Source organism: Thermococcus sp. CX2, assembly GCF_012027555.1.
In the GTDB taxonomy this organism is placed as follows: domain Archaea; phylum Methanobacteriota_B; class Thermococci; order Thermococcales; family Thermococcaceae; genus Thermococcus.
Genome location: NZ_SNUQ01000002.1, coordinates 251,276 through 277,521 on the forward strand (window position 1 = coordinate 251,276; position 26,246 = coordinate 277,521).

The 26,246-nt window shown below is 53.8% G+C and carries 28 protein-coding genes and 1 tRNA gene; 20 read left to right on the forward strand and 9 right to left on the reverse strand.

Translation table 11 applies throughout. From position 1 onward, the window contains the following. Positions 1-42: 42 nt before the first annotated feature. Entirely contained in the window at positions 43-375 is a 333-nt protein-coding gene (locus tag E3E23_RS05560) for a nascent polypeptide-associated complex protein (RefSeq protein WP_206205666.1), read from the forward strand. 39 nt (positions 376-414) lie between these two features. On the opposite strand, the gene E3E23_RS05565 is transcribed toward E3E23_RS05560, so the two are convergent. Beyond that, the gene (locus tag E3E23_RS05565) at positions 415-774 is read right to left on the reverse strand and encodes a carboxymuconolactone decarboxylase family protein (protein WP_167907485.1); all 360 of its coding nucleotides are present in this window, start codon (positions 772-774) and stop codon (positions 415-417) included. 109 nt (positions 775-883) lie between these two features. Between E3E23_RS05565 and hflX the strand changes: the two genes are divergently transcribed. Then, entirely contained in the window at positions 884-2,212 is a 1,329-nt protein-coding gene (hflX, locus tag E3E23_RS05570) for a GTPase HflX (protein WP_167907039.1), read from the forward strand. Here the strand turns inward: hflX and E3E23_RS05575 are convergent. After that, positions 2,150-3,112: an inorganic phosphate transporter gene (locus E3E23_RS05575; protein WP_167907040.1), complete on the reverse strand. Its 963-nt coding sequence runs from the start codon at positions 3,110-3,112 to the stop codon at positions 2,150-2,152. The genes hflX and E3E23_RS05575 overlap by 63 nt on opposite strands. Positions 3,113-3,324: 212 nt before the next feature. Here E3E23_RS05575 and E3E23_RS05580 point away from each other — a divergent pair, with 212 nt between their 5' ends. From E3E23_RS05580 to E3E23_RS05625, 10 genes are all read left to right on the forward strand, one after another. Then, positions 3,325-3,882 (forward strand): pyruvate/ketoisovalerate ferredoxin oxidoreductase subunit gamma, encoded by a 558-nt coding sequence (locus E3E23_RS05580; protein ID WP_048055181.1) that lies wholly within the window; start codon positions 3,325-3,327, stop codon positions 3,880-3,882. A gap of 38 nt (positions 3,883-3,920) precedes the next feature. Next, the gene (locus tag E3E23_RS05585; RefSeq protein ID WP_167907041.1) at positions 3,921-4,238 is read left to right on the forward strand and encodes a 3-methyl-2-oxobutanoate dehydrogenase subunit delta; all 318 of its coding nucleotides are present in this window, start codon (positions 3,921-3,923) and stop codon (positions 4,236-4,238) included. Positions 4,239-4,248: 10 nt separating this feature from the next. Next, positions 4,249-5,436: a pyruvate ferredoxin oxidoreductase gene (gene porA, locus E3E23_RS05590; protein WP_167907042.1), complete on the forward strand. Its 1,188-nt coding sequence runs from the start codon at positions 4,249-4,251 to the stop codon at positions 5,434-5,436. 5 nt (positions 5,437-5,441) lie between these two features. Continuing rightward, positions 5,442-6,377: a 3-methyl-2-oxobutanoate dehydrogenase subunit beta gene (locus E3E23_RS05595; RefSeq protein WP_167907043.1), complete on the forward strand. Its 936-nt coding sequence runs from the start codon at positions 5,442-5,444 to the stop codon at positions 6,375-6,377. Positions 6,378-6,439: 62 nt separating this feature from the next. Further along, entirely contained in the window at positions 6,440-6,757 is a 318-nt protein-coding gene (porD, locus tag E3E23_RS05600) for a pyruvate synthase subunit PorD (protein WP_167907044.1), read from the forward strand. A gap of 10 nt (positions 6,758-6,767) precedes the next feature. After that, positions 6,768-7,952 (forward strand): pyruvate synthase subunit PorA, encoded by a 1,185-nt coding sequence (porA, locus tag E3E23_RS05605; protein WP_167907045.1) that lies wholly within the window; start codon positions 6,768-6,770, stop codon positions 7,950-7,952. A gap of 10 nt (positions 7,953-7,962) precedes the next feature. Continuing rightward, complete coding sequence (gene porB, locus E3E23_RS05610) at positions 7,963-8,958, forward strand: pyruvate synthase subunit PorB (RefSeq protein ID WP_167907487.1); 996 nt, start codon at positions 7,963-7,965, stop codon at positions 8,956-8,958. 482 nt (positions 8,959-9,440) lie between these two features. Beyond that, a complete protein-coding gene (gene acs, locus E3E23_RS05615) occupies positions 9,441-11,381 on the forward strand; it encodes an acetate--CoA ligase (protein WP_167907046.1) in 1,941 nt (646 codons plus the stop codon). Positions 11,382-11,712: 331 nt separating this feature from the next. After that, positions 11,713-12,624 (forward strand): Mrp/NBP35 family ATP-binding protein, encoded by a 912-nt coding sequence (locus E3E23_RS05620; protein WP_167907047.1) that lies wholly within the window; start codon positions 11,713-11,715, stop codon positions 12,622-12,624. Between the two features lie 130 nt (positions 12,625-12,754). Next, positions 12,755-14,119: a hypothetical protein gene (locus E3E23_RS05625; RefSeq protein ID WP_167907048.1), complete on the forward strand. Its 1,365-nt coding sequence runs from the start codon at positions 12,755-12,757 to the stop codon at positions 14,117-14,119. On the opposite strand, the gene E3E23_RS05630 is transcribed toward E3E23_RS05625, so the two are convergent. The 4 genes from E3E23_RS05630 to E3E23_RS05645 form a co-directional block, all read right to left on the reverse strand. Continuing rightward, positions 14,103-14,837 (reverse strand): DUF2110 family protein, encoded by a 735-nt coding sequence (locus tag E3E23_RS05630; protein ID WP_167907049.1) that lies wholly within the window; start codon positions 14,835-14,837, stop codon positions 14,103-14,105. The genes E3E23_RS05625 and E3E23_RS05630 overlap by 17 nt on opposite strands. Positions 14,838-14,871: 34 nt before the next feature. After that, complete coding sequence (tfe, locus tag E3E23_RS05635; RefSeq protein WP_167907050.1) at positions 14,872-15,417, reverse strand: transcription factor E; 546 nt, start codon at positions 15,415-15,417, stop codon at positions 14,872-14,874. A gap of 142 nt (positions 15,418-15,559) precedes the next feature. Further along, positions 15,560-15,844 carry a hypothetical protein gene (locus E3E23_RS05640; protein ID WP_167907051.1) on the reverse strand — a complete coding sequence of 95 codons (285 nt, stop codon included), beginning with the start codon at positions 15,842-15,844 and terminating at the stop codon, positions 15,560-15,562. A 139-nt stretch (positions 15,845-15,983) separates the two neighbouring features. Further along, on the reverse strand, positions 15,984-16,874 hold the full coding sequence (locus E3E23_RS05645) for an ADP-dependent ribose-1-phosphate kinase (protein WP_167907052.1): 891 nt from the start codon (positions 16,872-16,874) through the stop codon (positions 15,984-15,986). Positions 16,875-17,106: 232 nt separating this feature from the next. Here E3E23_RS05645 and E3E23_RS05650 point away from each other — a divergent pair, with 232 nt between their 5' ends. Next, the gene (locus E3E23_RS05650) at positions 17,107-17,688 is read left to right on the forward strand and encodes a regulator of amino acid metabolism, contains ACT domain protein (protein WP_167907054.1); all 582 of its coding nucleotides are present in this window, start codon (positions 17,107-17,109) and stop codon (positions 17,686-17,688) included. A gap of 1 nt (position 17,689) precedes the next feature. Here the strand turns inward: E3E23_RS05650 and E3E23_RS05655 are convergent, their stop codons facing one another. Then, a complete protein-coding gene (locus E3E23_RS05655; protein WP_167907056.1) occupies positions 17,690-17,965 on the reverse strand; it encodes an acylphosphatase in 276 nt (91 codons plus the stop codon). 73 nt (positions 17,966-18,038) lie between these two features. Here E3E23_RS05655 and cutA point away from each other — a divergent pair, with 73 nt between their 5' ends. After that, positions 18,039-18,350 carry a divalent-cation tolerance protein CutA gene (gene cutA / locus E3E23_RS05660; RefSeq protein WP_167907058.1) on the forward strand — a complete coding sequence of 104 codons (312 nt, stop codon included), beginning with the start codon at positions 18,039-18,041 and terminating at the stop codon, positions 18,348-18,350. Beyond that, on the forward strand, positions 18,347-18,934 hold the full coding sequence (locus E3E23_RS05665; RefSeq protein WP_167907060.1) for a DUF99 family protein: 588 nt from the start codon (positions 18,347-18,349) through the stop codon (positions 18,932-18,934). Before cutA ends, E3E23_RS05665 begins: the two co-directional genes overlap by 4 nt. Before the next feature lie 90 nt (positions 18,935-19,024). On the opposite strand, the gene E3E23_RS05670 is transcribed toward E3E23_RS05665, so the two are convergent. Then, complete coding sequence (locus tag E3E23_RS05670; protein ID WP_240920749.1) at positions 19,025-19,891, reverse strand: universal stress protein; 867 nt, start codon at positions 19,889-19,891, stop codon at positions 19,025-19,027. Between the two features lie 73 nt (positions 19,892-19,964). Between E3E23_RS05670 and gcvT the strand changes: the two genes are divergently transcribed. Beyond that, positions 19,965-21,161: a glycine cleavage system aminomethyltransferase GcvT gene (gene gcvT / locus E3E23_RS05675; protein ID WP_167907491.1), complete on the forward strand. Its 1,197-nt coding sequence runs from the start codon at positions 19,965-19,967 to the stop codon at positions 21,159-21,161. A 33-nt stretch (positions 21,162-21,194) separates the two neighbouring features. Continuing rightward, positions 21,195-22,022 carry a DMT family transporter gene (locus E3E23_RS05680; protein ID WP_167907062.1) on the forward strand — a complete coding sequence of 276 codons (828 nt, stop codon included), beginning with the start codon at positions 21,195-21,197 and terminating at the stop codon, positions 22,020-22,022. 374 nt (positions 22,023-22,396) lie between these two features. Here the strand turns inward: E3E23_RS05680 and E3E23_RS05685 are convergent. Continuing rightward, positions 22,397-22,536 (reverse strand) — tRNA-Trp (locus E3E23_RS05685). Positions 22,537-22,632: 96 nt separating this feature from the next. On the opposite strand from E3E23_RS05685, the gene E3E23_RS05690 reads away from it, so the two are divergent. The 3 genes from E3E23_RS05690 to gor all read left to right on the forward strand — a co-directional run bounded on the left by E3E23_RS05690 (position 22,633) and on the right by gor (position 26,237). Then, positions 22,633-22,869: a hypothetical protein gene (locus E3E23_RS05690; RefSeq protein WP_068665380.1), complete on the forward strand. Its 237-nt coding sequence runs from the start codon at positions 22,633-22,635 to the stop codon at positions 22,867-22,869. A gap of 112 nt (positions 22,870-22,981) precedes the next feature. Further along, positions 22,982-24,109: a fructose-1,6-bisphosphate aldolase/phosphatase gene (gene fbp, locus E3E23_RS05695; RefSeq protein ID WP_167907064.1), complete on the forward strand. Its 1,128-nt coding sequence runs from the start codon at positions 22,982-22,984 to the stop codon at positions 24,107-24,109. A 166-nt stretch (positions 24,110-24,275) separates the two neighbouring features. Further along, positions 24,276-26,237, forward strand: a complete 1,962-nt coding sequence (gene gor / locus E3E23_RS05700; RefSeq protein WP_167907066.1) for a glyceraldehyde-3-phosphate:ferredoxin oxidoreductase — start codon at positions 24,276-24,278, stop codon at positions 26,235-26,237. Positions 26,238-26,246: the final 9 nt, after the last annotated feature.

A 26,246-nucleotide genomic window follows, 5' to 3' on the forward strand; every position in this document is an offset into this window, starting at 1 on the left:
TTAACAATCACAAAACCTCCGATGGTGATAGAGATGTTTCCGATGGGTGGAATGAACCCGAGGCAGATGAAGAAGCTCATGCGCCAGATGGGCATCAGGATGGAGGAGCTTGAGGGAGTCAAGGAAGTCATAATCAGGCTCGAGAACAAGGAGATAGTCATCAAAGAGCCTGTCGTGACGGTTATAACCGCCCAGGGTGAGAAGAGCTACCAGATAATCGGCCCCGAGGAGGTCAGGCCGATAATCAGCATCTCCGAGGACGACATCAAGCTCGTCATGGAGCAGGCAGGCGTCGACTACGAGACGGCAAAGAAGGCCCTCGAGGAAGCTGAAGGCGACCTCGCAGAGGCAATCATCAAGCTCACTGAGGGCTGAGAAATTTTCCTTTTACTAAATACAAAGTAGAAAGGGAAATCACTCCTTCCCATGCTCTTTTTCGAAGGCATCTATGGCCTTCATGAGCGGTATAAGGTGCATAAGCGCCGGACCGCCGGCCATGAGAACGGCGACGAGACCAGCCTCGATGAGCTCCTCTTTCTTAGCGCCCGCTTCGAGGGCCTTCTGGGTGTGGAGGTAGATACACCACTCACAGCCCTGGGCTATCCCCAGGGCAAGAGCTATGAGCTCCTTCTCTCTCGTGGTCAGGGCCTTGTTGTCGACGACCTCGCGGAGAAACCTAGAGAAGGCAGAAATCTCTTTCGGGTGCTCCTTACCGAGCTTGTCAAGGAGCTCCTCTATTTCTTTCAGCTTAACCTGAACATCCTCACAATCCATAGGAACCACCATATAAAATTGCATTCTAAGTTTAAAGGCATATCCCAAACTTTGGGTTGAGAACTACCCTCTCCAAAAGGATATAAAGGAAGAAGCTTAGTCGAGGACGATGAAAGCTATAGGAGTCATCAGGAAATCCAGGCGTGAGAGGATAAGTAGGGAAGAGTTTGAGGAGCTGTTGAGAAGCGCTGGTTATGAGGTAGTGGCGATTCTCGAGCAGAACCGCGAGGAGCACCCGAAGTACAACATAGGAAAGGGCAAACTCGAGGAGCTCAAAGAGCTCGTGAGGGAGCTTCGGCCGGATAAGGTCATCTTCGCCAACAAGCTCACGCCAAGTCAGGCCTACAACCTCTGGAAGGAGCTGAGAGTTGAGATAATAGACAAATGGCAGCTGGTTCTTGAGATATTCGAGAGGCGCGCGCATTCAAAAGAGGCAAAGCTCCAGGTGGAGCTGGCGAGCCTGCAGTATGAGATTCCCCTCGTGAAGGAGGCCATCAGGAGAATAAAGCTCGGCGATAGGGCAGGATTCAAGGGAATGGGTGAGTATCAGACCCAGCAGTATCTTAAGCACATCCGCTACCGCATGGGCAAGATAAGGAAGGAGCTGGAGAGAGTAAAGGCGGACCGGGAGGTTAAAAGGAAGCGCAGGGAAGAGGTTGGCTTCATCCTCCTTGCCCTAGCCGGCTACACCAACGCCGGAAAGAGCACCCTCCTCAATACCCTCGCCAGGGAGGAGATAGAGGCCAGAAACCAGATGTTCACAACGCTCGATACCACCACGAGGCGCTTTAAGCTCGGCGGTAAAAGGGTTCTAGTCACCGACACGGTCGGTTTCATCGATGGCCTCCCGCCGTTTATCGTTGAAGCCTTCCACTCCACGCTGGAGGAGATAGTTAAGGCCGACATAGTCCTGCTCGTTCTCGATGTAAGCGAGCCCTGGCCGGAGATACGGAGGAAGTTCCTGGCATCGCTCAACGTCTTGAGGGAGCTTAAGGCCTTGGATAAGCCTATGGTAGTCGTCCTCAACAAGAGGGACCTGACGAGCGAGGAGGACGTTAAAGATAAGGCCGAGAGAATAATGGAGATAGTCGAGGAGAGGGGGATAAACGTCTCCCGTGTCGTTTCCATCTCGGCCAAGTTCGGTCAGCTGGAGGAGCTTTACGGGGCGCTGGAAGAGGTGGTACTAACCCTGCCCAAGTATGGGGCCTTCGAGATAACCGTGAGGGAGCCTGAGAAAGTCCCTCAGGTAATGGCTCTGATAAATGCTATCGGCGAGGTTTTGTCGGTTGAGTATGGCGAGGAGACGAAAATAGAAGCCTACATCCAGACGGGGATGATAAAGGAGCTGACTAAACTTGGGGTTGAGATACGGCGATTAAACCAGCCCAAACACCGAGAAAGCCTTGAAGATTCCGAGGGCGATGAATATCGCCGTTAGCGGCGTCGCCACCCAGCCGAAGACTATGTCCTTTATGACGGACTTATCAACCCTTTCTCCCGCTATCAGACCAACACCAATGACACCGCCGACGATGGACTGGCTCGAGCTGACTGGAAGGCCAAAGATGTTGGCCAAACTTACCGCCATGGCGGAGCCGAATTGAGCCGCGAAAGCCGAGACAGGGCCTAAAGCTGTTATTCTCTTCCCAACAGTATGCATGACGGCGTAGCTGAAGGTGAGCGCGCCGATAGAGAGAGCTATGGCTCCAAAGATGCCCGCGACCTTGGGCTCCATAAAGCCCGCCCCAACCAATGGCCCGGAGGCGTTGGCAACCTCGTTGGTGCCGAAGTTGAAGGCCATGTATGAGCCGCCTAGTACCGCAAGGGCCTCGTAGAGGGCTTCAATCGTCGAGACGCTCTTTATGCTCGAAATAACCCTGGAGTAGAACTTGTAGAGAAATATGGCAAGAACCCCCGACAGTATGGGCGAAACAACCCAGGCGGAGGCTATTTTTATGAGCGTGTACCAGTTTATTGGGGCTTCAACCGCCAAACCGACCCCGATAACCCCTCCAACTATCGCCTGAGTGGTCGAAACGGGAAGGCCCCTAACGGTGGCTATGGTAACCCAAATACCAGCGGCAAGAAGTGCTATAACCGCCATCTCCATCGTGAGGTAGCCTTCGGGAACGATGCCCTTCCCCACTGTCTTCATGACCGTGTAGCCCTTCAGATAGGCGCCCATTAGGACGAATATTGCTATGGTGAGGGTTGCCTGACGGAAGCTGAGTATTCCAGCGCCTACTGCCGTCCCCATGGCGTTGGCTGAATCGTTGGAGCCTATGTTCCATGCGATGTAGAACGCCACTGCAATCGCTGCTATAGCTAGGCCATCCATGTACTCCACCTCTATAGAAGTATATAGTCTATATACTTAGTTTAAAGCTTTTCGATTTGTAGGTGTATATCAGAGGCATAAATCGAACATCGGACATTTGATATGTTCATTCTTACCCAAAGACACCTGACGAAGGCTGCTTAACCCAATACCGAAACTTAAATAAATGCAATAGATGAATAAGTTTTGACAAATTTAAGGAGGCAGGAATGATGATAGAGATTCGTTTTCACGGTAGGGGTGGACAGGGTGCAGTTACCGCTGCCAACATATTAGCTTCAGCCGCTTTCCTTGAGGGCAAATACGTCCAGGCGTTCCCCTTCTTCGGAGTTGAGAGGAGGGGTGCCCCAGTCACGGCATTCACCAGGATCGACGAGAAGCCGATAAGGATAAAGACCCAGATTTACGAGCCGGACATAGTCGTCGTCCTCGACCCGTCGCTTCTTGACACCGTCGATGTCACCGCCGGTCTCAAGGACGGCGGAATCGTCATCGTCAACACCGAGAAGAGCAAGGAAGAGGTTCTTGAGAAGCTCAAGAAGAAGCCCGCCAAGCTCGCCCTTGTCGATGCCACCACCATAGCCCTTGAGATACTCGGCCTCCCAATCACCAACACCGCCATTCTCGGTGCCGTCGCCAAGGCCACCGGCGTTGTCAGCCTTGAGCACGTCCAGAAGGCCATCCAGGACGTATTCTCTGGAGCCCTCGGCGAAAAGAACGCCAAGGCTGCAGAAGAGGCTTTCAACAAGACCGTCATTTACGAGCTCTGATTCTCTTTCCTTATAATCCTTACAAGGGGTGAAGCGCGTTGAACACGTTGTTTGGTGAAAAGAAAGAAGGGGCCACAAAAATCGTCCTCAAATCCGTGGACGAATATCCCGAGGCCCCGATAACCTTAGGAACGACTCTTATCAACTTCACTGGTGACTGGAGGACGTTCATACCTGTTGTCAACAATGATAAGTGTGTCAAGTGCTACATCTGCTGGAAGTTCTGCCCGGAGCCAGCAATATACATCCGCGAGGACGGCTACGTTGGCATTGACTACGACTACTGTAAGGGCTGTGGAATCTGCGCCAACGAGTGCCCGACCAAGGCCATAACCATGGAAAAAGAAGAGAAGTGAGGTGTTGAGCATGGAGTACAAGCCGATTAGGAAGGTTGTGAGCGGCAATTACGCCGCTGCTTACGCCGCCAAGCACGCGCGCGTTGAGGTAGTGGCGGCTTACCCGATCACCCCGCAGACGAGCATCATCGAGAAGATAGCCGAGTTTATAGCCAACGGTGAGGTTGAGAACCTTCAGTACGTGCCCGTTGAGAGTGAGCACTCCGCCATGGCCGCGTGTATAGGAGCTTCAGCGGCTGGAGCGAGGGCCTTTACGGCAACCTCTGCCCAGGGTCTTGCTTTGATGCATGAGATGCTCCACTGGGCGAGCGGCGCGAGGCTGCCGATAGTTATGGTCGATGTCAACAGGGCTATGGCCCCGCCGTGGAGCGTCTGGGACGACCAGACGGACAGCCTGGCCCAGCGCGACACGGGATGGATGCAGTTCTATGCTGAAAACAACCAGGAAGTTTACGACGGTGTTCTCATGGCATTTAAGGTCGCCGAGACCGTTAATCTGCCAGCGATGGTCGTCGAGAGCGCCTTCATCCTGAGCCACACCTACGACATCGTCGAGATGATTCCCCAGGAGCTCGTCGATGAGTTCCTCCCGCCGAGGAAACCGCTCTACACCCTGACCGACTTCGACAACCCGATTGCCGTCGGTGCCCTTGGAGGGCCAAACGACTACTACGAGTTCCGCTACAAGATAGAGAAGGCTATGGATGAGGCTAGAAAGGTCATCAAGGAAGTCGGCAAGGAGTTCGGCGAGATGTTTGGAAGAGACTACAGCCAGATGATAGAGCTCTACAGGACTGACGATGCTGACTTCGTCTTCATGGGCATGGGTTCACTCATGGGAACCGTCAAGCAGGCCGTTGACGTTCTCCGCGAGGAGGGCTACAAGGTCGGAGCAGCCAAGGTCCGCTGGTTCAGGCCGTTCCCGAAGGACGAGCTCTACGAGCTGGCCAAGAACGTGGAGGGAATAGCCGTCCTCGACAGGAACTTCTCCTTCGGTCAGGAGGGCATACTCTTCAACGAGGCCAAGGGTGTGCTCTACAACACCGATGCCCACCCGATCATGAAGAACTACATAGTCGGCCTCGGAGGCAGGGACTTCACCGTGAACGACGTCAAGAAGATAGCGGAGAACATGAAGGCCATCATCGAGAAGGGCGAGCTGGATGTAGAGGTGGACTGGTACCACCTTAAGAGGTGAGAATGATGGAGATTCCAGAGAACGTTAAGAAGAGGTTGAGCATACCCGCGGAAGAGCACTTCTACGCGGGCCACACCGCCTGCCAGGGCTGTGGTGCTTCACTCGGCCTTAGGTACGTCCTCAAGGCCTACGGAAAGAAGACAATATTCGCGATCCCCGCATGCTGTTCAACCATCATCGCTGGCCCCTGGCCATACTCCGCCCTCAACGCCAACCTGTTCCACACCGCGTTCGAGACCACTGGTGCAGTCATAGGCGGTATCGAGGCCGCTCTGAAGGCCAAGGGCTACAAGGTCAAGGGTGAGGACGGAATAATGGTCGTCGGCTGGGCCGGTGACGGTGGAACGGCCGACATAGGCCTTCAGGCGTTGAGCGGCTTCCTCGAGAGGGGGCACGACGCGGTCTACATCATGTACGATAACGAGGCTTACATGAACACCGGAATCCAGAGGTCAAGTTCAACCCCATACGGAGCCTGGACCACCAACACCCCAGGCGGAAAGATGCACTTCTTGGAAAAGAGGAACAAGAAGAAGGTCATTGACATCGTCATAGCCCATGATATACCCTATGCGGCAACGGCCAGCGTCGCCTACCCAGAGGACTTCATAAGGAAGCTCAAGAAGGCTCAGAAGATACCGGGACCAAGCTTCATCCAGCTCTTCGCGCCGTGTCCAACCGGCTGGCGCTCACCGACCGACAAGAGCATCGAGCTGGCCAGGCTGGCGGTTCAGACCGCTTACTTCCCGCTCTTCGAGTACGAGAACGGCAAGTACAAGATCAACATGCCGAGCACCAAGAAGGAGCCCAAGCCGATAGAGGAGTTCCTCAAGCTCCAGGGCAGATTCAAGTACATGACCAAGGAGGACGTTGAGATCCTCCAGCAGTGGGTGCTCCACGAGTGGGAGAAGCTCAAGAAGCTCGCCGAGGTCTTCGGCTGAGCTTTCCATCTTTACCCTAAAGGTTTAAGTGTCAAGTTGACAACTCACCCGAGGTGATATACATGGCCGAGAGTCCGTTTAAGGCCGACATTGAGAGGGTTCAGAAGGAGTATAGCGAAAAGATGACCCCGGGAGCAATTGTTTACCTCCCGGGAAGTAGCGTCGTGAACAAGACCGGAAGCTGGAGAGTTTTCATGCCAGAGTTCAACAGGGACAAGTGCGTTAGGTGCTACCTCTGCTACACCTACTGTCCAGAGCCAGCCATCTACCTCGACGAGGAGAACTACCCGGTCTTCGACTACGACTATTGTAAGGGTTGCGGAGTCTGTGCTAACGAGTGCCCGACCAAGGCTATAGTTATGGTTAGGGAAACTAAGTGAGGTGGTGGAAATGCCGATTAAGAAGGTTATGAAGGCTAACGAGGCTGCCGCCTGGGCGGCCAAACTCGCCAAGCCGAAGGTTATCGCAGCGTTCCCAATTACGCCCTCGACTCTCGTCCCCGAGAAGATAAGTGAGTTCGTAGCGGACGGAGAGCTTGACGCAGAGTTCATCAAGGTCGAGAGCGAGCACTCAGCGATTTCTGCCTGTGTCGGTGCTTCAGCGGCAGGCGTTAGGACCTTCACCGCGACCGCTTCCCAGGGTCTCGCCCTGATGCACGAGATACTCTTCATCGCCGCGGGAATGAGGCTCCCGATAGTTATAGCTATTGGTAACAGAGCCCTGAGCGCCCCGATCAACATCTGGAACGACTGGCAGGACACCATCAGCGAGCGCGACACCGGCTGGCTCCAGTTCTACGCCGAGAACAACCAGGAGGCCCTTGACCTTATCCTGATAGCATTCAAGGTTGCCGAGGACGAGAGGGTTCTCCTTCCAGCCATGGTCGGCTTCGACGCGTTCATCCTGACCCACACCGTCGAGCCGGTTGAGATTCCAGACCAGGAGCTCGTCGACGAGTTCCTCGGCGAGTATGTGCCAAAGCACGCCTACCTCGACCCGGCCAAGCCGATAACCCAGGGTGCACTCGGATTCCCGGCCCACTACATGGAGGCCCGCTACGGCGTCTGGGAAGCCAACGAGGCCGCGAAGAAGGTCATTGATGAGGCCTTCGCTGAGTTCGAGAAGAAGTTCGGAAGGAAGTACCAGAAGATTGAGGAGTACAGGACCGAAGATGCTGACATAATCTTCGTCACCATGGGCTCCCTCGCCGGAACCCTCAAGGAGTACGTTGACCACCTCAGAGAAAAGGGCCTCAAGGTCGGTGCTGCGAAGGTCACCGTTTACAGGCCGTTCCCGGTTGAGGAGGTCAGGGAGCTCGCAAAGAAGGCGAAGGTTCTCGCACTGCTCGAGAAGAACGTAACCTTCAGCGTCGGTGGAGCCCTCTTCCAGGACTTCAGCAGGGCGCTGATAAACGAGAGCGAGAAGCCGAAGATAGTTGACTTCATCCTCGGCCTTGGAGGCAGGGACGTCACCTTCAAGGACCTCGACGAGGCTCTGGCTATAGCGCAGAAGGCCCTCAACGGGGAGAAGGTTGAGGAAGTCAACTGGATCGGCCTGAGGAAGGAGATTCTGTGAGGTGATGAAGATGGCAGTTAGAAAGCCCCCCGTTACCACTCGCGAGTACTGGGCACCGGGTCACGCCGCCTGTGCTGGATGTGGATGTGCGACTGCTTTAAGGCTCGCCACTAAGGCCTTCAGCGAGGCCATGGAGGAGAAGTATGGGGACCCGGACGCCTTCGCGATAGCGCACGCTACTGGATGTATGGAGGTCGTTTCGGCGGTCTTCCCGTACACCGCCTGGAAGGCCCCGTGGATTCACGTCGCCTTCGAGAACGCCGCTGCCGTTGCCAGCGGTATTGAAGCTGCTTGGAAGAAGCTCGGCAGGAAGGGCAAGATTCTCGCCATCGGTGGAGACGGTGGAACGGCAGACATCGGTATGCAGGCCCTCTCGGGAATGCTCGAGCGCTGGCACAACGTCGTCTACCTGATGTACGACAACGAGGCTTACATGAACACCGGAATCCAGAGGTCAAGTTCAACCCCATACGGAGCCTGGACCACCACTTCACCGCCGGGCAAGTACTCCATCGGTGAGGACAAGCCCAAGAAGTGGGTCGCCCTTATTGCTGCAGCCCACCAGATTCCGTACGTTGCCACTGCAAGCATAGGCAACCCCTTCGACTTCATCAGGAAGATGAAGAAGGCCGCCAAGGTCGACGGCCCGGCCTTCGTCCAGGTCCAGTGTACCTGCCCGACCGGCTGGAAGAGCCCGCTTGAGAAGGGTGTCGAGATCGCCAGGCTCGCCATTGAGACCGGTGTCTGGCCGCTCTTCGAGATCGAGAACGGCGACATCTGGAACATCAAGATACAGGCCCCAGGTGGAGGCGCCAAGGTCAAGCGCGAGGGCGGCAGGGTCGTTGCCATCGAGTTCAAGAAGCCCATCGAGGAGTACCTCAAGCTCCAGGGCAGGTTCAAGCACCTCTTCAAGCAGCCAGAAGCAATCGACCAGCTCCGCGAGCAGATCAAGGCTATGTGGAAGGTCCTCGGCGTTGAGGTTACCCTGCCCAAGCCGGGGGAGTGAACCCCCTACTTTTCTTTTCCACTTCGCCACATTCAAAGGTGAACCAAAGTCCTTTTGTCAATCTTCTGCCTTTTGAGGATATCAGTAAGAGTTCTGCGGTCGAAGAGAGCCTCGACCTCGTGCACGTTCTGATCCTCATTGACTTGAATTGAAGGGAAGTAAAGCCAGTGGAGCAGATAGGGAGGCCTCAGAGATTGTCCAAATGCTATCATGAACACATTCCGGATAGCGTTGTCTATTCTTCAGCCCTCCCCTCGCGTTTGACATATTCTTGTTAAACAATCAGCCCAAATAACTAAAAGTTTGCCAGATTTTCTGAAAAACACTCCAGACCCCACCGGGATTAGTGAATCTTCCCACCCACAGGCCCCACACATGCAGAACCCCCTGTTCCCGGTTTTTTCGTTAATTGACGATTATCATTTTGACAATAGCCGTAAGAAATTTAAGGCAATCTAATTCCGAGAAAGTCGGTGATTCCTATGCAGGTCGGAGAAGGGTTTCTCCAGGAGAGGTACATTCCAATGCAGCATTTCAATGAGCTCCACAGAAGGTCGATAGAGAACTTGGAGGAGTTTTGGGCAGAGCAAGCGAAGGTTCTCGACTGGTTCAAGACATGGGACAAAGTCCTGGACGACTCCAAAGCACCGTTTTTCAGATGGTTCGTCGGCGGCGAGCTGAACGCCTCCTACAACGCCCTCGATAGGCACATAAAAGCCGGAAGAAGGAACAGGGCCGCGATAATCTGGGAGAGCGAATCCGGTGAAACGAGAACGCTGACGTACTACGAGCTCTACAGGGAAGTTAACCGCTTCGCCTCGGTTCTGAGGAACCTCGGGGTCAACAAGGGAGATAGGATAGTCATCTACATGCCCCTAATTCCCGAGGTAGTCATAGCCATGCTAGCGAGCGCGAGAATTGGAGCCATCCACAGCGTCGTCTTCAGTGGCTTTTCCGCCGAGGCTCTGGCGACGAGGATAAACGATGCCAAAGCCAAGGTCGTCATCACGGCTGACTACCTCTACCGCCGCGGAAAAGCCCTAAACCTAAAGGAGATCGTCGATAAAGCCCTCCTTGAGACGCCGAGCGTGGAGAGCGTTGTTGTCCTAAAGAGGGGCGAAAACGGTGTCAACATGGTGGAGGGAAGGGACTACTACTGGCACAACCTTCTCGAAGGCGCCGAGAGGTACGTCGAGCCCGTTCATGTTGAGTCCAATCATCCGCTATTCATACTTTACACGAGCGGAACCACGGGTACGCCGAAGGGAATAGTCCACTCCACCGGTGGCTACCTCGTCTACGTGGCCAAGACCATGGAATGGGCGTGGAAAATTAGGAATGACGACCTGTTCTGGAATACTGCAGATGTTGGCTGGATAACCGGCCACAGCTACCTCGTCTACGGCCCTCTGACCCTTGGATTAACGGTTATGATGTACGAGGGCGCCCTGAACTATCCGAAACCCGACAGGCCGTGGGAGATAATCGAGAAGCACGGCGTTACGATATTCTACACAGCACCGACGGCCATAAGGATGCTCATGCGATACGGGGATGAGTGGGTGAAGAAGCACGACCTTTCAAGCCTCCGCCTCCTCGGCTCCGTGGGTGAGCCGATAAACCCCAGGGCCTGGAAGTGGTACTACGAAGTTGTTGGCGGCAGGAGGTGTCCGATAATAGACACCTGGTGGCAGACTGAGACCGGTGGCTACATGATATACCCCTCGGCAGGGATACAACTTCCTCCGCTAAAGCCGGGCTCGGCAACCTTCCCCGGCCTTGGGGTTGACGCGGACGTTTTCAGGCAGGACGGAAGTCAGGCTGGGCCCAACGAGAGGGGATTGCTCGTCATCAAAAAGCCCTGGCCCGGAATGCTCTTAGGTATATGGGGCAATGACGAAAGGTACATCAGGACATACTGGAAGCGCTTCAGCAGGCCGGAGGAGGGAGTGTGGATCTACTATCCGGCCGATTACGCAATGAAGGATGAGGACGGCTACTTCTGGATATTCGGCAGAGCCGATGAGGTGCTCAACGTCTCCGGCCACAGACTCGGAACGGCTGAGATAGAGCACGCCCTTGTTCTCCATCCGGCAGTGGCAGAGGCTGCCGTAATAGGCAGACCCAACGAGGTCAAAGGTGAAGTTCCCGTTGCTTTCGTCATACTCAAAGAAGGCTATATCCCCAACGAGAGGCTCAAGCTCGAGCTGATCAACTATGTCAGAGAAACCCTCGGCCCGATAGCGGCCCCAGCTGAGGTCTTCTTCGTCAATAAGCTCCCGAAGACGAGGAGCGGCAAGATCATGAGGCGCGTCCTCAAGGCCCTTTCAACGGACAAGAGCCTAGGCGACCTCTCGACGCTGGAGGACGAAGCGAGCGTTGATGAAATAAAGGCAGCCCTAGAAGGCTTTGAAATGAGGTGAAGCTTTGACTTCAGTTTTTATCTTTTCTGAAGACGATGTCTAGATAGCCTGACTTGCCATCGAGGCCAATGCCCGGCCGCTCCACCAAGATCAATCTTCGAGCAGCCAGAGGCTATTGACCAGCCCACGAGCAGATAAAGGCCATGTGGAAGGTTCTCGGTGCTGATGCCCTCCTCCCCAAGCCGGGATAGTGATTTTCTCCCTCTCTGGCCGTCACTCCGTCAGCCTGCACTTCAGACTGCTGTCTATTCCACAAAAATGCCCAATAGGGGTCTCTTTATGACAAAACTTTTAAGCCCTTAGGCAGACCTAACTTCGGAGGTGGTTAAAAATGACTATCAAGACTCCCCCCACCCTGAACATAGCAGGATTGGGCGCTGACCCACTCACCCAGAGGATAAACGAGAAGCAGAAAAAGTGGAAGTACAAGATAGCCGTCCTCAGCGGTAAGGGAGGCGTTGGGAAGAGTACCGTCGCGGTGAACCTCGCCGCTGCCCTTGCAAAGAAGGGTTACTTCGTCGGAATCCTCGACGCGGACATACACGGGCCGAACGTGGCAAAGATGCTCGGTGTCGAGAAGGCCGACGTCCTCGCTGAGAGGATGGAAGACGGCAGGTTCGAGATGATTCCACCGATGAACGACTTCCTTGGCCAGACTACACCGATAAAGGTTATGAGCATGGGCTTTCTCGTTCCCGAGGATCAGCCGATCATCTGGCGTGGGGCCCTCGTCACGAAGGCCATAAAGCAGCTCTTCGGCGACGTCAAGTGGGGCGAGCTGGACTTTATGATAATTGACTTCCCGCCGGGAACCGGCGACGAGATCCTCACCGTCACTCAGACCCTCCAGCTCGACGCGGCGATAATCGTCACGACTCCCCAGGAGGTTGCTCTCCTCGACACTGGCAAGGCCGTCAACATGATGAAGAGGATGGAAGTGCCCTACATAGCCGTCGTCGAGAACATGAGCTACCTCATCTGCCCGCACTGCGGCAACAAGATCGACCTCTTCGGGGAAGGAGGTGGAGAAAAGCTCGCCCAGAAGGAGGGCGTTGACTTCCTCGGTAAGATACCCATTGACCTCAAGGCCAGGGAAGCGAGCGACGCAGGAATCCCGATAGTCCTCTACGAGGACACCATGGCTGCAAAGGCCTTCATGGAGATTGTCGACAAGCTCATAGCCAAGCTCGAGGAGATGAAGAAGGACGAGGAAGAGAGCACTGAGGAATCCAAGGAAGAGTAAAACCTTTAAGCCCTTTCTCCCTATTCTTCACCGCGGCCGAGGCCGGCGGGCGCCGTTGCCGTGAGGCCGCGCTGGACCTGGCTACATTAACTTTTTAACCAGACTTGGGTATTTCACTGGGAGGGATAGAATGAAGCGCGCCCTCGTTCTCATGCTCATCATCCTACTCACCATTCCCTTCGTTTCTGGGGGTGAGCTGACTTACTATCCCGACCAGAAGGCATTTCAGGCTTTTCTAAGCTCCAACGCCACTTACAGGGTGGTAGGAGGAAACGAGACGTGGGCCAAGGCATGGGCGTATTACGTCGATGAAAAGCTCTCAACAGTGAAAGAAAGGGGAAACGAAACGCTCGTTCTCGTCGGGAACGTCTATAACAATCCCATGATAAAAGCATTCTGGCCCAAGACCGGCCTGCCGGAAAACGCCTCCCTTCTGCCTTCCGTCATCGTGCTCAACGGGACGGTTCTCATAACCGGCACGGAAGAGAACATCTATATGACAGAAAGGGCATTCGAGGAGCTCTGGAATCCACCAGTGGAATCTCAGGTAAGCTTCGCAGTTCTGCTCGCTCTAATAGCCATCGTTTTCATGCTCGCCCTCAGAAAGGATAAAACCTACGCTGGCAGTTTCTACGCTCTGACCCTGTCCCTATTCGTACTGTGGTACCTCACGGCCCAGATCCCAAGAATGAGCGAAGTTTTCCTCCAATACTTCCTCCAGGGCCTTAAATTCGCAGTTGGGGGCTCACCGGATTCTCCCCTGGGAGCGATACTCGGCGGATTCTTTATGGTTGTAAGACCCATTGAGGAGAACCTCGTCTTCGCCCACTGGGTACTCATCCTTCTGCTCATATCTTTCTCCTTTTACATAGCACCGAAGCGCGCTCGGGAACTGGGATTCATAGTCTTCGGCCTGAGCTTCGCCTCGCCGATGTTCAGGAACTACCTCCACCATCTCGACGGAACCACCCTCGGCTTGGCCTTCTTCTTAATCACGCTGGCGATAATAAGCAACATACCTTTCTCGCCCAACAAAGTGAAGGCCTTCCTCCAGACCCTCATACTCTCGACGTTCACCCTATTGACCCTGGCAATAAACCCATACCTCGCCGCGATTCCGCTCCTCTTCGTCATGGTATTTCCCAAGAGGCACCTAAGAAACTATGCATACCTGCTCATGACCGGCGTTGGACTAGCGCTCCTATACGTCTACTTTGGCCTCCCAATTGGTGTGCCGAGGCACGTGAACCCCAACGGCTGGCGATACCTGGCGAGGTTCCTCCTGAACACGGCGCTAGCGATTCTCGTCATAGTTTACGCGGTGATCTACAGAGAAAAAAGCACAAAGATGAGGGGCCAGACGCCCTTCCTGATGATGATGGCGGCAATTTACATCCCGCTAGCACTTTTTATTCCGGAGTTGCTGCCTTACTGCTTCATAATCCTTTCCTCACTCGTCGCGAGGATGATCTACATACTCACACTCCAAACTTGATGGCGCCTATGACCGCCCCTCTGAGGTGCGGGCCAATCTCCTTGATGATTCCCGGTGCTTGTGTTCCCTTCTTTAGTATTAGGAGTGTCTCCATCAGGCCCAGCTCTTCTATGCGCTTCACGTCCCTGCCGTGGCCCGTTGTTATGAGGGCCTTTTCAACGTTCTCGCTGATGGTTCCCGTTACGAAAAGCTTGTCATGACCGTCGCTCAGCCAGGACTTTATGCGCTTGAGCTGAGCATCGGTGAATGCCACTTCGACCTCCCTCGCGCCGAACTCGACGGTAGTAACAACGACCTCAATGGGCAGGTTGTCCACCCATCCGAACTTTCTGATCATCTCCCTGACGGGCATCTCACCAAAGGTTTCCTTGAGGTAATAGAGAGGAAGAAGCGCGTCCTTAGGCTTAGGGGAAAAAATTCCCATGTCAACGTAGGCGCCGTATCCGACCTTTCCAAGGTCTATGAACCTGCCGCGGTAAACTTCACCCTCTTTAACCGCACTCAGCCTGTAGGGAACTTCTCCGAATTCCTCGCGCACGAGGTTTGCCGATATTTCCTCATCTTCCCCGTTTAAACTGACCTTAACCCACTGCTTTTTGACAGCTGAAAGCTTCCACTCAACTTCTAAATCACCAAGGAGCGACTTAAGCTTCTTGTCTAGCTTGAGAAAGCCGCTCCTGTCCCCGTAAACCTTCTCCAGAATAACTACTTCCTGCATCTCCACCATCCCCGAAGTTCATTAAAGGGACCATTCAACCCGACTTTTTCGCGGACCTCTTTGGCTTCTTCCTGAGGCCGAGCTCGATTTCAAGATCCTCTATGCGCCTCTTGAGCTCCTCAACGACGGCAGTGTTGTCGTACTGCATAAGCATGTTGCCGCATATCGGACACTGGAATTCGTACTCAATGGCCTCATCAAAGGTCAGCTTCGGATGTCCAGGAGTTCCGCAGTGGTAGTAAATCTCGCTGGTTTCTTCCTCAAGCATTTCCTTGAGCTTCTTCAGCTCGGCCATCTTTTTGGAGCGAATTATCTCCGGCAACCTCTTGGTCTCAAGGCGCCAGTAGTAGTAATACCAGCCGGTCTCTTTATCCCTTATACGCTTGAACTCGGCCAAACCCTGGTCGTAGAGCATGTAGAGAACCTTTCTGACGGTGTTGACTCGGATGCCCGTTATCTCCGCTAGCTCTTCATCGGTTGACTCCTTCTTTTTCTCGAGAGCCTTGATTACCTCAACGGCCTCTTCTCCACCCATGTCCATAGCGAGTTCCAAGAGCTCCTTGTCCTTTCTCCTTGCCACAATAACGACCTCCAGAGAATATTTGACCATTCTGGGCTTGACCTCTGAGATTTGTCCAATAATAGACTATGCGGTCTGGAGTATATATAGGTTTTTGTCAGATTTCCAACGCCAATGAACAGAAAAGAACATTGAATGAAAATTAGTCAGTGAAATACTCATCAAGTAGCTCCTTGGCAGAGGGCTTGTAGAGCTCTATCACCTCGATATCCTCGATGACGTTGCCCTCCTTGAGCTTGAGCTTGACCTTGCCCCCGTATACCTGGAGATCATCGAGCATGCCGTAGATTGCATCCTCAGCCTCCAGAGGGCTCTTGAACTTCATTACATACTCTCCACTCTGGTCAATAAGCTTGACCCAGTACTCGTTCTTCCTCTTGAATGGTCTGGTGATCTTTGGTTTGAAGTTGTCCACTACGATTTCCAACCGAGTCACCTCCGAAATCGAGGTTCCCTGTCCTTCTTAACCCTTCGGGGTTCAATCTTTTAAGGGTTTCTAAAAAACTTAGGGTGGGTGGAGGCCCTAGGAGCGGCAGGATACACCGGGAGGCCCATAATAATCACTCTCAAGGCCTATCGAAGGGCAACCTAAAGCCGAGCTCCTCCGCAATATCCATAACCTTTTCGAGAGGCACTATGGCCGCTCTAGCCCCTACCTTCTGAACGGTCAGATAGGCGAGCAACATTCCGAGAGTGGCGGCATCCCTTAGATGCCATCCGTTGAGAACACCGTATATCAGTCCAGCATCAAATGAATCACCGGCTCCAGTCGAGTCAACTACCTCCGCGCTGAGGCCCCTGACCTCATAAACGTTACCGTCCTCGTCCCGCAGAAGTGCCCCGCCACCGTTGAGGGTTACAATAACGTTTTTGGCACGGGATTTGGATAGGTCAAGGTCACCGAACTTCCGCCTGAATTCATCCTCGTTCATTAGGAGGTAGTCAATCTTTTCCTCAATCTCCACTGGAAGCTCCGCCTCGCCTATGTCCAAGGATACTTCTATCCCATTTTCATAGGCGAAGTTGACGACTTTAACTATGACCTCTGAAGGATTCGAGGAGAGGTGTACGTGCCTAGTGCGGGCGAGGTAGTCAAAATCAACTTCCTTCATCAGGTTTGCACCTGGATACTTAACTATCCTCTTGTCCTCGCCGTGTATCATCGCCACGGCTATGCCCGATGGAGCATCAACGACTTTTATCCCGTCAGTATCGACACCTATGCGCTTGAAATATGCCAGATGCGCCTCACCAATCTCATCCTTCCCAACGGCACCTATGAACCCAGTTTTAAGCCCGAAGTGCGCCAGCCAGGAGATTGTGTTAGCGGCCGCTCCTCCCAGACCAAAGAACGCACTTTTAGCACTCACCTTCTCGTGGAATTCAGGAAAGCGTTCAACGAGCATTATAATGTCATAGTTCAGATTGCCAATTCCTATTACGTCAAACTCACCCATCACCCTCACCTCTGAAAAGAAGGATACACGCTCTTTCGTTAATAACCTTGCGGTGATTCATGCGCAGGAAGCTTTGCATGGTAAAGTTGCAACTTTAGAACAATTAACACTTTTCTGCCATCCATCAGGATGCTCGAGCGGTTATCGAAAGTAGCACTTGCCAGGGGTCAATACCAGGGAGAAAGATTTAAATATCCATTCCTACCCACATATGAGTAAGAGGTGAACAAAAATGATGCTCATACTTGAGGTGTATTTCAAGAACTACCCCGCAAGGAGGAAGGTGGCGGAGTTCCTTTTCGAGAACGGCCTCAGCGTCAAGAATGGAAAGATATACCTGCGGAACGTGGAGGTCCCAATAAGCGAGCTATCCAGGGTTATCGGTGTTAACAGGAAGATAGTCTACCACACAATAGAATATATCGAGAAGACGTACCCGCTTAAACTCATATTCGAGAGGCTCAACCCCCTCCCGAGCCTGATCGACGTAGCCCCACTGATGGGATGGGAAGTTCTTGAGATAGAGCTGGAAAAGGAGGCATACCTCCTCGGCTTTTCGAAGGTTCTGGAACTCCTCGCGGAGAACAAAGTTCCCGTGATGGAAGTGTTCAGCAGAAACCTCCATGAGGAGCCGAGCAAGCTCTACATCGTCATCGACGGAACGCTGCCCATTGATGTTTTCATGAAGATCAAGGAGATGGAGGGCTTCAAGAAGCTCATCCTCCACACGCCGGAGAAGGATAAGGAAAAGTTCGTCTGCAACTACTGTGAGGTCAAGTACTGCCCCAAGAGGGTTCTCCTCGAGAGGGCATAGCTCATCCGGCAACTCTGAAGCCCTGCTCTCCCTGCGGTTCTTCCCATTTTACCTCCACGCGGGTTACCCTCGCCAGCGGCGGCCCCTGATGCGCCCAGCCTATCAAAGCCTCAACCCTCTCCAAATCGCCTTCAAGGACTGCCTCAACGGTTCCATCGGGCATGTTTTTAACCCATCCGCTCACGCCGAGCTTTCTCGCCTCCCTCTGCATGCTCCATCGGAAGCCAACGCCCTGAACGCGGCCGTAGATTTTAATGTGTGCCCGCACCCGCTGCATATGGCATCCCACCGTTATTAACCCCGCAACCGATTTAAGCTTATCCATCGAAAACTCCTTGGAGGTGAGGGAAATGGAGATGATACTCGTCTACACCACTTTTCCAGACTGGGAGAGCGCCGAAAAAACCGTCAAAACCCTGCTCGAGAAGAAGCTCATCGCCTGCGCCAACCTGAGGGAGCACAAGGCCTTTTACTGGTGGGAGGGGAAGATCACAGAGGACAACGAGGTCGGCGCGCTCCTCAAGACCGACGTGAGTAAGTGGAAGGAGCTGAAGGAGGTCATCATAGAGCTTCACCCCTACACCGTGCCGCTCATAATGAGGATAGACATCGACAAGGTAAACGGGGAGTATGCCCGTTGGCTCGAAGAGGTTCTGAAGTGATAAGGAAGGTCAAGCCCCAGATCCGCGTGGTTGGCTTCGACGACGGGACTTTCTCCTTTTCTTCCAAGCTGAACCGAGATAAGACCATCCTAATCGGTGTTGTCATGAAGGGCTCTCAGGAGGTTGTCGGAGTTCTCTCGCGCTGGATAACGGTGGATGGAACCAACGCAACCGAGGCAATGATAGATGCCGTCCTCAACTCCCGCTTCAAGGATCTCCGGGTCATCATGCTCAAAGGCATAACCTATGCCGGCTTCAACGTCGTGGACGTTGAGAGGCTCCACCGCGAGACGGGACTTCCCGTTGTGATCGTGGTCAGGAAAAAGCCCAACCTGGCGGCCATGGAGGAGGCCTTGAGAAAGCACTTTCCAGATGCCAGCGAGAGGATTTCCCTGCTAAGGAGGGCTCCTCCCCTGGTGGAGCTCGTCCCTGGGAGGCTCTACCTTCAGGCCGTTGGGCTTGACCAAGAAACCGCGGCCGAGATAGTTAGGGTGACCACGAAAACGGGACTCACTCCCGAACCTTTAAGACTGGCCCACATGATAGCGAGTGCAGTAATGACGGGCGAAAGCACTAGGGAGTAGCTTTTTAAGGGATGGAACAAAGGAAAAAACGACCGATGATGGCAACAGGGTAGCTACCGAATTTGATGTGGAAGCCGTTCCAGTCTGAGGTTAGTCACACGGCACGAGCAGGACGGGGAGTTTGGAATCCCTTATAACCCTCTCTGCCGTGCTGCCGAGGAGCAGGTCCTTTATAAAGCTCCTTCCCTTCTTACCGATAACTATGAGCGTGGCCCTCTTGGCGATAGCGGTTCCTATTATTGCCTGAGAAGCCGAACCAACGAGCACTTCCATCTCAAAAGGCACCTTAAAGCCCTTTGCAGACTTCTCGAGGTTCCTCTTGGCGATCTCTATGTTGTGCTCCAGCTCATCGATCTTTCCGTAATCGACGGAGTGAAGAAGCACTCCTCTCTCCACGAGCTCCTCGAACTCCCTGACGGTTTTCAGCACCTTTATAGAGCACTTAGAGAAGTCTATTGAAATGAGGGGTTGCTTAAAGATCTCAGCGCAGTCCAGTGGAAGTTCAAAGCCTTCATCGTTCTTCACGTACTTGAGAAGAAGGACGGGCTTCTTGGTGGCTCTCGCGAGGTTCGAAGCCGTGCTGCCCACGAACATTACCCTCCAGACGTTTTCGCCCACACTCGGGATCACCACAAGGTCAATGTCGTGCTCCTCAGCTGCCTCAGAAATCTCTATCGAGGGGATGCCGATTCTCACTATGGGATTCACCCGCACGCCCGTCGTCTTCAGCTCCTTGGAGAGCTCTTCTAACCTCTCTCTGTAGATATCCTCCAGTTCAAAGGCCTCGAACTCGGCAACGGTGATATCGATGACGTGGATGAGGTGAAGTTCCTTCACACCCAAAGAGAGCAACTTCGGAATGCAGTTCCTGAGCGCGTGAAGCGATATCTCGGAAAAGTCGGTCGGATACAAAATCTTCTCAAACGTCCTTGACCACCCCAGCATTGTTTTGTCCATCAATGTTTATTACTGTTGCCCTGCTATTGGAAAGGATTATAACACTCAGAGCCAATTTTGAGCGGTGATGATTATGGTGAAGAGGGTGCACATCTTTGACTGGCACAAGGAAAACGCCAAGAAGGTTGAGGAGTTTGCTGGCTGGGAGATGCCCATCTGGTACTCCAGCATAAAGGAGGAGCACCTGGCCGTTAGAAACGGCGTGGGCATCTTCGACGTTTCCCACATGGGTGAGTTCATATTCAGGGGCAAGGACGCCCTGGAGTTCCTCCAATACGTTACCACCAACGACATAGCCAAGCCGCCTGCCATAAGCGGAACCTACACCCTCGTTCTGAACGAGAGGGGCGCTGTAAAGGACGAGACGCTCGTCTTCAACATGGGGAACGACACCTACATGATGGTCTGCGACAGCGACGCCTTCGAGAAGCTCGAGGCCTGGTTCAACGCGATAAAGAAGGGAATCGAGAAGTTCGGCGAGCTCGACCTCGAGATAGAGAACAAGACATACGACATGGCGATGTTCTCCATCCAGGGGCCGAAGGCGAGGGACTTGGCAAAGGACCTCTTCGGAATAGACATCAACGACCTCTGGTGGTTCCAGGCCAAGGAGGTAGAGCTCGATGGCATAAAGATGCTCCTCTCGAGGAGCGGCTACACTGGTGAAAACGGCTTCGAGCTCTACTTCGAGGACGCCAACCCCTACCACCCCGACCCAGCAAAGAGGGGCGAGCCCGAGAAGGCCCTCCACGTCTGGAAGACGATTCTGGAGGCCGGCGAGCAGTACGGCATAAGGCCAGCTGGCCTCGGCGCTCGTGACACGCTCAGGCTTGAGGCAGGATACACCCTCTACGGCAACGAGACCAAGGAGCTCCAGCTCCTCAGCACGGACATAGACGAGGTCACCCCGCTCCAGGCCAACCTCGACTTCGCGATATTCTGGGACAAGGAATTCATAGGAAAAGAGGCCCTCCTCAAGCAGAGAGAGCGCGGAATACCAAGGAAGCTCGTCCACTTCAAGATGGTCGACAAGGGCATACCCAGGGAGGGCTACAAGGTCTACAAGGACGGGGAGCTCATCGGAGAGGTCACCAGCGGAACCAGCTCACCGCTCCTCGGCATCGGAATAGGCATCGCCTTTGTCAAGACGGAATATGCCAAGCCGGGCGTTGAGCTGGAGATCGAGATAAGAGGCAAGCCCAAGAAGGCTGTGACCGTTGCTCCCCCGTTCTATGACCCCAAGAAGTACGGCGCCTTCAGGGAGGAGTGAAAGCTTTTTATTTCCCCTTTCCCATTTCTCGCCATGTCCAAGAAGCACGCGGTTGGAGCGATTCTGCTGTGGTCAACGGTTGCCTCTGCATTCAAGCTCTCGCTTAGATACCTCACCCCCCTCCAGCTGCTATTCTACGCTTCCCTAACGTCGCTAATTCTCTTCGGGGTTCTCTACGCCAAGGATTTCTCGCTTAGGATAGAGAACCTCCGCTCAGCTTACCTTGGCCTGATAAACCCGTTCCTCTACTACACCGTCCTCTTCTCAGCATATGAACGCCTACCAGCTCAGGAAGCGCAGGCTTTAAACTACACCTGGCCCCTAATGCTCGTCCTCCTCTCGGTTCCCCTCCTAGGAAAGAAGCCGAGCTTTAGGGCACTGGTCGGCCTGCTCCTCGGCTTCCTCGGTGCTCTCGTGGTAGCTACGAAAGGAAACTTGGCCGACTTGGACTTTACCGATCCTCTCGGCGTTCTCCTCGGCTTCGGGAGCGCGATAATATGGGCTCTCTACTGGATTCTCAACCTCCGCGACGAGAGACCTTTGGTGGAGAAGATGTTCTGGAACTTCCTCTTCGGATTTGCCTACATTTCAGTTATAGTTTTTCTCAGCGGGAGCATTGAGATATCAGAGGCAAGGGCTCTCGCTGGAGCCGTTTATGTCGGCCTCTTTGAGATGGGAATAACGTTTCTCCTCTGGTATAAAGCCGTTGAGAGCGACGTGGCTTTCGCATCGAGCCTGGCTTATTTAGTGCCCTTCCTCTCGTTAGTCTTCATAGCGGCGGTCGTGGGCGAGAGCATAGCTCCGTCAACGGTTGTGGGACTGGCGATGATAGTCGGGGGCATACTGCTTGGAAAGAAGTGAACAAGCTTTGAATTAGCGGCAACCTTTGCCTTCGCATGTTGAGACTTTCGTCTCAACACGTCGGGAAGCTTCGCTTCCCACGAAGATTGACCAAAGTTGTGACTGCTCGATAAATTGACCGATTACCAGTGTGCACTCCCTAATGCACTCCCCTAAAGTAGGATTTCAGTGTAAGGAGCGCATTGAATCTTGAGTCTGCTTTTCTTTTTGACGTCAGAAGGGTGTCTTATGATGAGGGACTCAGTGGGAAAACTAGCTAACTAACAGGAAATCCACCGCAATTGACTACTTAGAACGAGTGCACAATCAAAAGCCAGCATTTTTGAAGCAGTCAAACACTTTCCGCCAGCGCTTTGCAAAGCAAAGGGCTGTAATGGTGGGGGCGCGGGGATTTGAACCCCGGTCCGCGGGTTTCTCCGGGTCAGAGCTCCAAAGGCTCATCCCCAATCAGCAAACCCGCAAGTCCTCATACCTCTGGAGCCCGCGATGATGGACCAGGCTACACCACGCCCCCATCCAGCCTAACCTTACTGAGAGCAGGTTTATAAGTTTTGTGTTGGACGGAAGTTTTATTAACTTTGACTTACAAAAATTTAACAAGGTGATTGTCATGGAGGAGCCCATCCTCATCGGAAAGGACAAGTTCATGATAAGCGAGGACGAGACAGCCAAGAGGGAGCTCCGCGTTGTCAAAGTCCATGACGACGTCATCCAGGTTCAGGAGGAGGTTCACGGAATAATAGCCCTTGTTGGCGCCAGCTCAAGCGTCAATATCAAAAAGGAAGAGCTGAAGAACCTCATCAAGGTTGTCAAAGAAAAGTTTGGCTGGACGGACATCTGCGAGTGAGCCTTTTGCTTCTTCCCAAAACTTCGGTTTTTGACGTCTTTCTGTGTATCATTTATGGTGATATTAACGTTTTATAAGCATAAAAGTGATTAGAGCTACCGAGGTGATTGTTATGGCCATTGGAGAAAAGATAACCATCAGCGTCATCAAGGCAGACATAGGCGGCTGGCCCGGGCATTCGAGGGTTCACCCTCAGCTCATCGAGACGGCTGAAGAGGTTCTGGCTAAGGCCAAGGAGGAGGGCACCATAATTGACTTCTACGTAGCCTATGCAGGTGATGACCTCCAGCTCATCATGACCCACAAGAAGGGCGTTGACAGCCCAGATGTTCACGGGCTCGCCTGGAAGGCCTTCGAGGAGGCCACCAAGGTCGCCAAAGAGCTCGGCCTCTACGGAGCCGGCCAGGACCTTCTCAAGGACGCCTTCAGCGGCAACATTCGCGGTATGGGTCCTGGCATTGCCGAGATGGAGATTACGCTTAGGAAGAGCGAGCCGATAGTTACGTTCCACATGGACAAGACCGAGCCTGGAGCCTTCAACCTGCCGATATTCAGGATATTTGCGGATCCCTTCAACACCGCTGGACTGGTCATAGACCCCAGCATGCACATGGGCTTCAGGTTTGAAGTCTGGGACATTAAGGAGCACAAGCGCGTTATCCTTAACACCCCAGAGGAAGTTTACGACCTCTTAGCTCTCATCGGCGCCAAGAGCCGCTACGTGATAAAGCGCGTCTTCCCGAAAGAGGGGCACAAGATAAGCAAGGACGAACCGGTAGCTGTTATCAGCACGGAGAAGCTCTACGAGATAGCCGGCGAGTACGTCGGCAAGGATGACCCAGTTGCCATTGTCAGGGCCCAGAGCGGACTTCCGGCCCTTGGAGAAGTCCTCGAGCCCTTCGCCTTCCCGCACCTCGTCAGCGGCTGGATGCGTGGAAGCCACAACGGACCGATAATGCCCGTTCCAATGCACCAGGCCAACCCGACCAGGTTCGACGGCCCACCGAGGGTTGTTGCTCTCGGCTGGCAGATAAGCCCAGAAGGAAAGCTCGTCGGGCCAGTTGACCTCTTCGACGACCCTGCCTTCGACTACGCCAGGCAAAAGGCCCTCGAGATAACCGAGTACATGCGCAGGCACGGACCCTTCGAGCCTCACAGGCTGCCGCTCGAGGACATGGAGTACACCACCCTTCCGGGCGTCCTCAAGAAGCTGGAAGAGCGCTTTGAGGACATAGAGTGATTTCCTTTCTCCTTTCTCGTGCTCTATTCTCAGTTTCTCTTCCTAACTTATGTAGACACACAACTTTTAATATCCCAACGACCTACTCCTTAGATAGGCTCGCCGGAAGCCTTAAATATTCTTGATTCCGATATCAACACTCGGAGTGATACAAAGGGGTGAGACCATGAAGTTCACGGTCCTCAAGCTCAACCTAAGCGAAAATAAAGTTGAGAGCGAGGAGCTGGAAAAGGAAGGAATCTATGGAGTCATCGACTATGGAATCGAGCTCCACGAGAGCCTTAAAACTTATGAACTCAAACCATATGATCCAGAAAATGTTGTCGTCATGGGGATGGGACCCTTTGCGGGCTCGACACTTCCCGGAGCTCACAGGCTGATGTTCTTCTTCCGCTCACCGCTATATGGAACGCTCTTCCCCTCGGCCATGGGTGGAGCGGCCTACGCCTTCAAGAACGTCGGGGTTGACTTCGTCACCTTCGAGGGCAAAGCAGAGAAGCCCGTCGTGGTACTCCTCTACAACGACGGCGAAAACGTCAAAGTCGAGCTTCACGAGATTGATGTTGAGAAGGTCATCGAAATCTGGCGCGGCTACAAGGACGAAGAGGGTGTCTATGCCCTCACCCAGTACCTAATCGACACCTTCGGCGAGAAGTTTCAGGGCATGGAGTACAGAATAGCCGTCGTTGGCCCGGCCGCGCTGAACACCAACTACGGCGCAATATTCTCTCAGGCATTGAGGAACGGTAAGAGGCTCGTTGGAAGCGAGGACTGGGCCGCCCGCGGTGGTTCTGGAAGCGTTCTCCTCAGGGCACACAACGTGGTTGGCATAATCTTCGGAGGAAAGCCGAAGAAGAAGGCCTTCCCAGGAGAAGACATCTCCAACTTCAAGACCGCCAAGACCATCGTTGAGGGCGTCCACAAGAAGCCCTACAATGAGATTATCAGCGAGAAAACAACGAAGTACCGCTTTAACCCGAAGCTCAACACTGGCGGAACCTTCGGCGGCAACTATCCGGCAGAGGGCGACTTCGTCCCGATACTCAACTGGCAGATGCCGTACATTCCAAAGGAGGAGCGCATAAGGATCCACGAGAGCATAATGAAGCATTACTGGGAGCCATTCAATAAGGAAGCCATCGAAACCAAGAACTGGACGACCTGCGGCGAGCCGTGTCCCGTCGTCTGTAAGAAGCACCGCCGCGGTCACCACGTCGAATACGAGCCCTACGAGGCCAACGGACCGCTGAGCGGGAGCATAAGCCTGAGGGCAAGCGACATAAGCGTTCATGCGGTTGACGCCATGGGCTTCGACGCGATTGAGTTCGGCGGAACGGCAGCGTGGGTCCTTGAACTGGTTCACCGCGACCTGCTAAAGCCGGAGGAGGTCGGTCTGAGCGGAAAACCGGAGTTCACCAAGGAGGCCCTTCTTGAGCGCCCGGTCGAGGCGAGTGAGGTCAATGCTAAGCTCGTGGCCGAGTTAGCGCACCGCGTTGCCTTTGCCGAAAACGAGCTAGCGAGGATAATTGGCTTCGGCAAGAGAAAGGCAAGCAAGATACTCGACGAGAAGTTCAAGGATCGCCTGAAGTACGGCGAGAGCTTCAGGGACTACGGCGTGTTCGTCCCGCTCGGCGAGGACGGTGAGATGACGCCGACGATGTACTGGGCCATAGGCAACTACATCCCGCTGCCGATTCAGGGAAGATACTGGACGTTCTACCAGTTCGGCGTCTTCCTTGAGCCGGAGGAGCTGGCGAGCAGGATAATAGCAAGCGCACTCTGGGAGTTCTGGTACGACAACGTCGGCTGGTGCCGCTTCCACAGGGGATGGATGAAGCCCGTCCTCAAGGCACTCTTCATGGACGCCTACGGAGAGAACGTTGACATGGAGGAGCACGCGAAGAAGCAGATAAAGCGCCTCATTGAGTTCGCGAAGAAAGCCGGCTACGTCCCGGTCTTCTGGGACAGCATGCGCGTCATTGACCTAGTCGCTGCCGGCAGCGAGGAGTTCGGCAACGAACACTGGGCCGAGAAGTTCAAGATAGACAAAGTCGGAACGGCGAAAGAATACCTCGAAGGGGTGCTCGCGACATACAGCGAGATGCTTGGAGTTGATTGGAGGCTCTGACCTTTCATT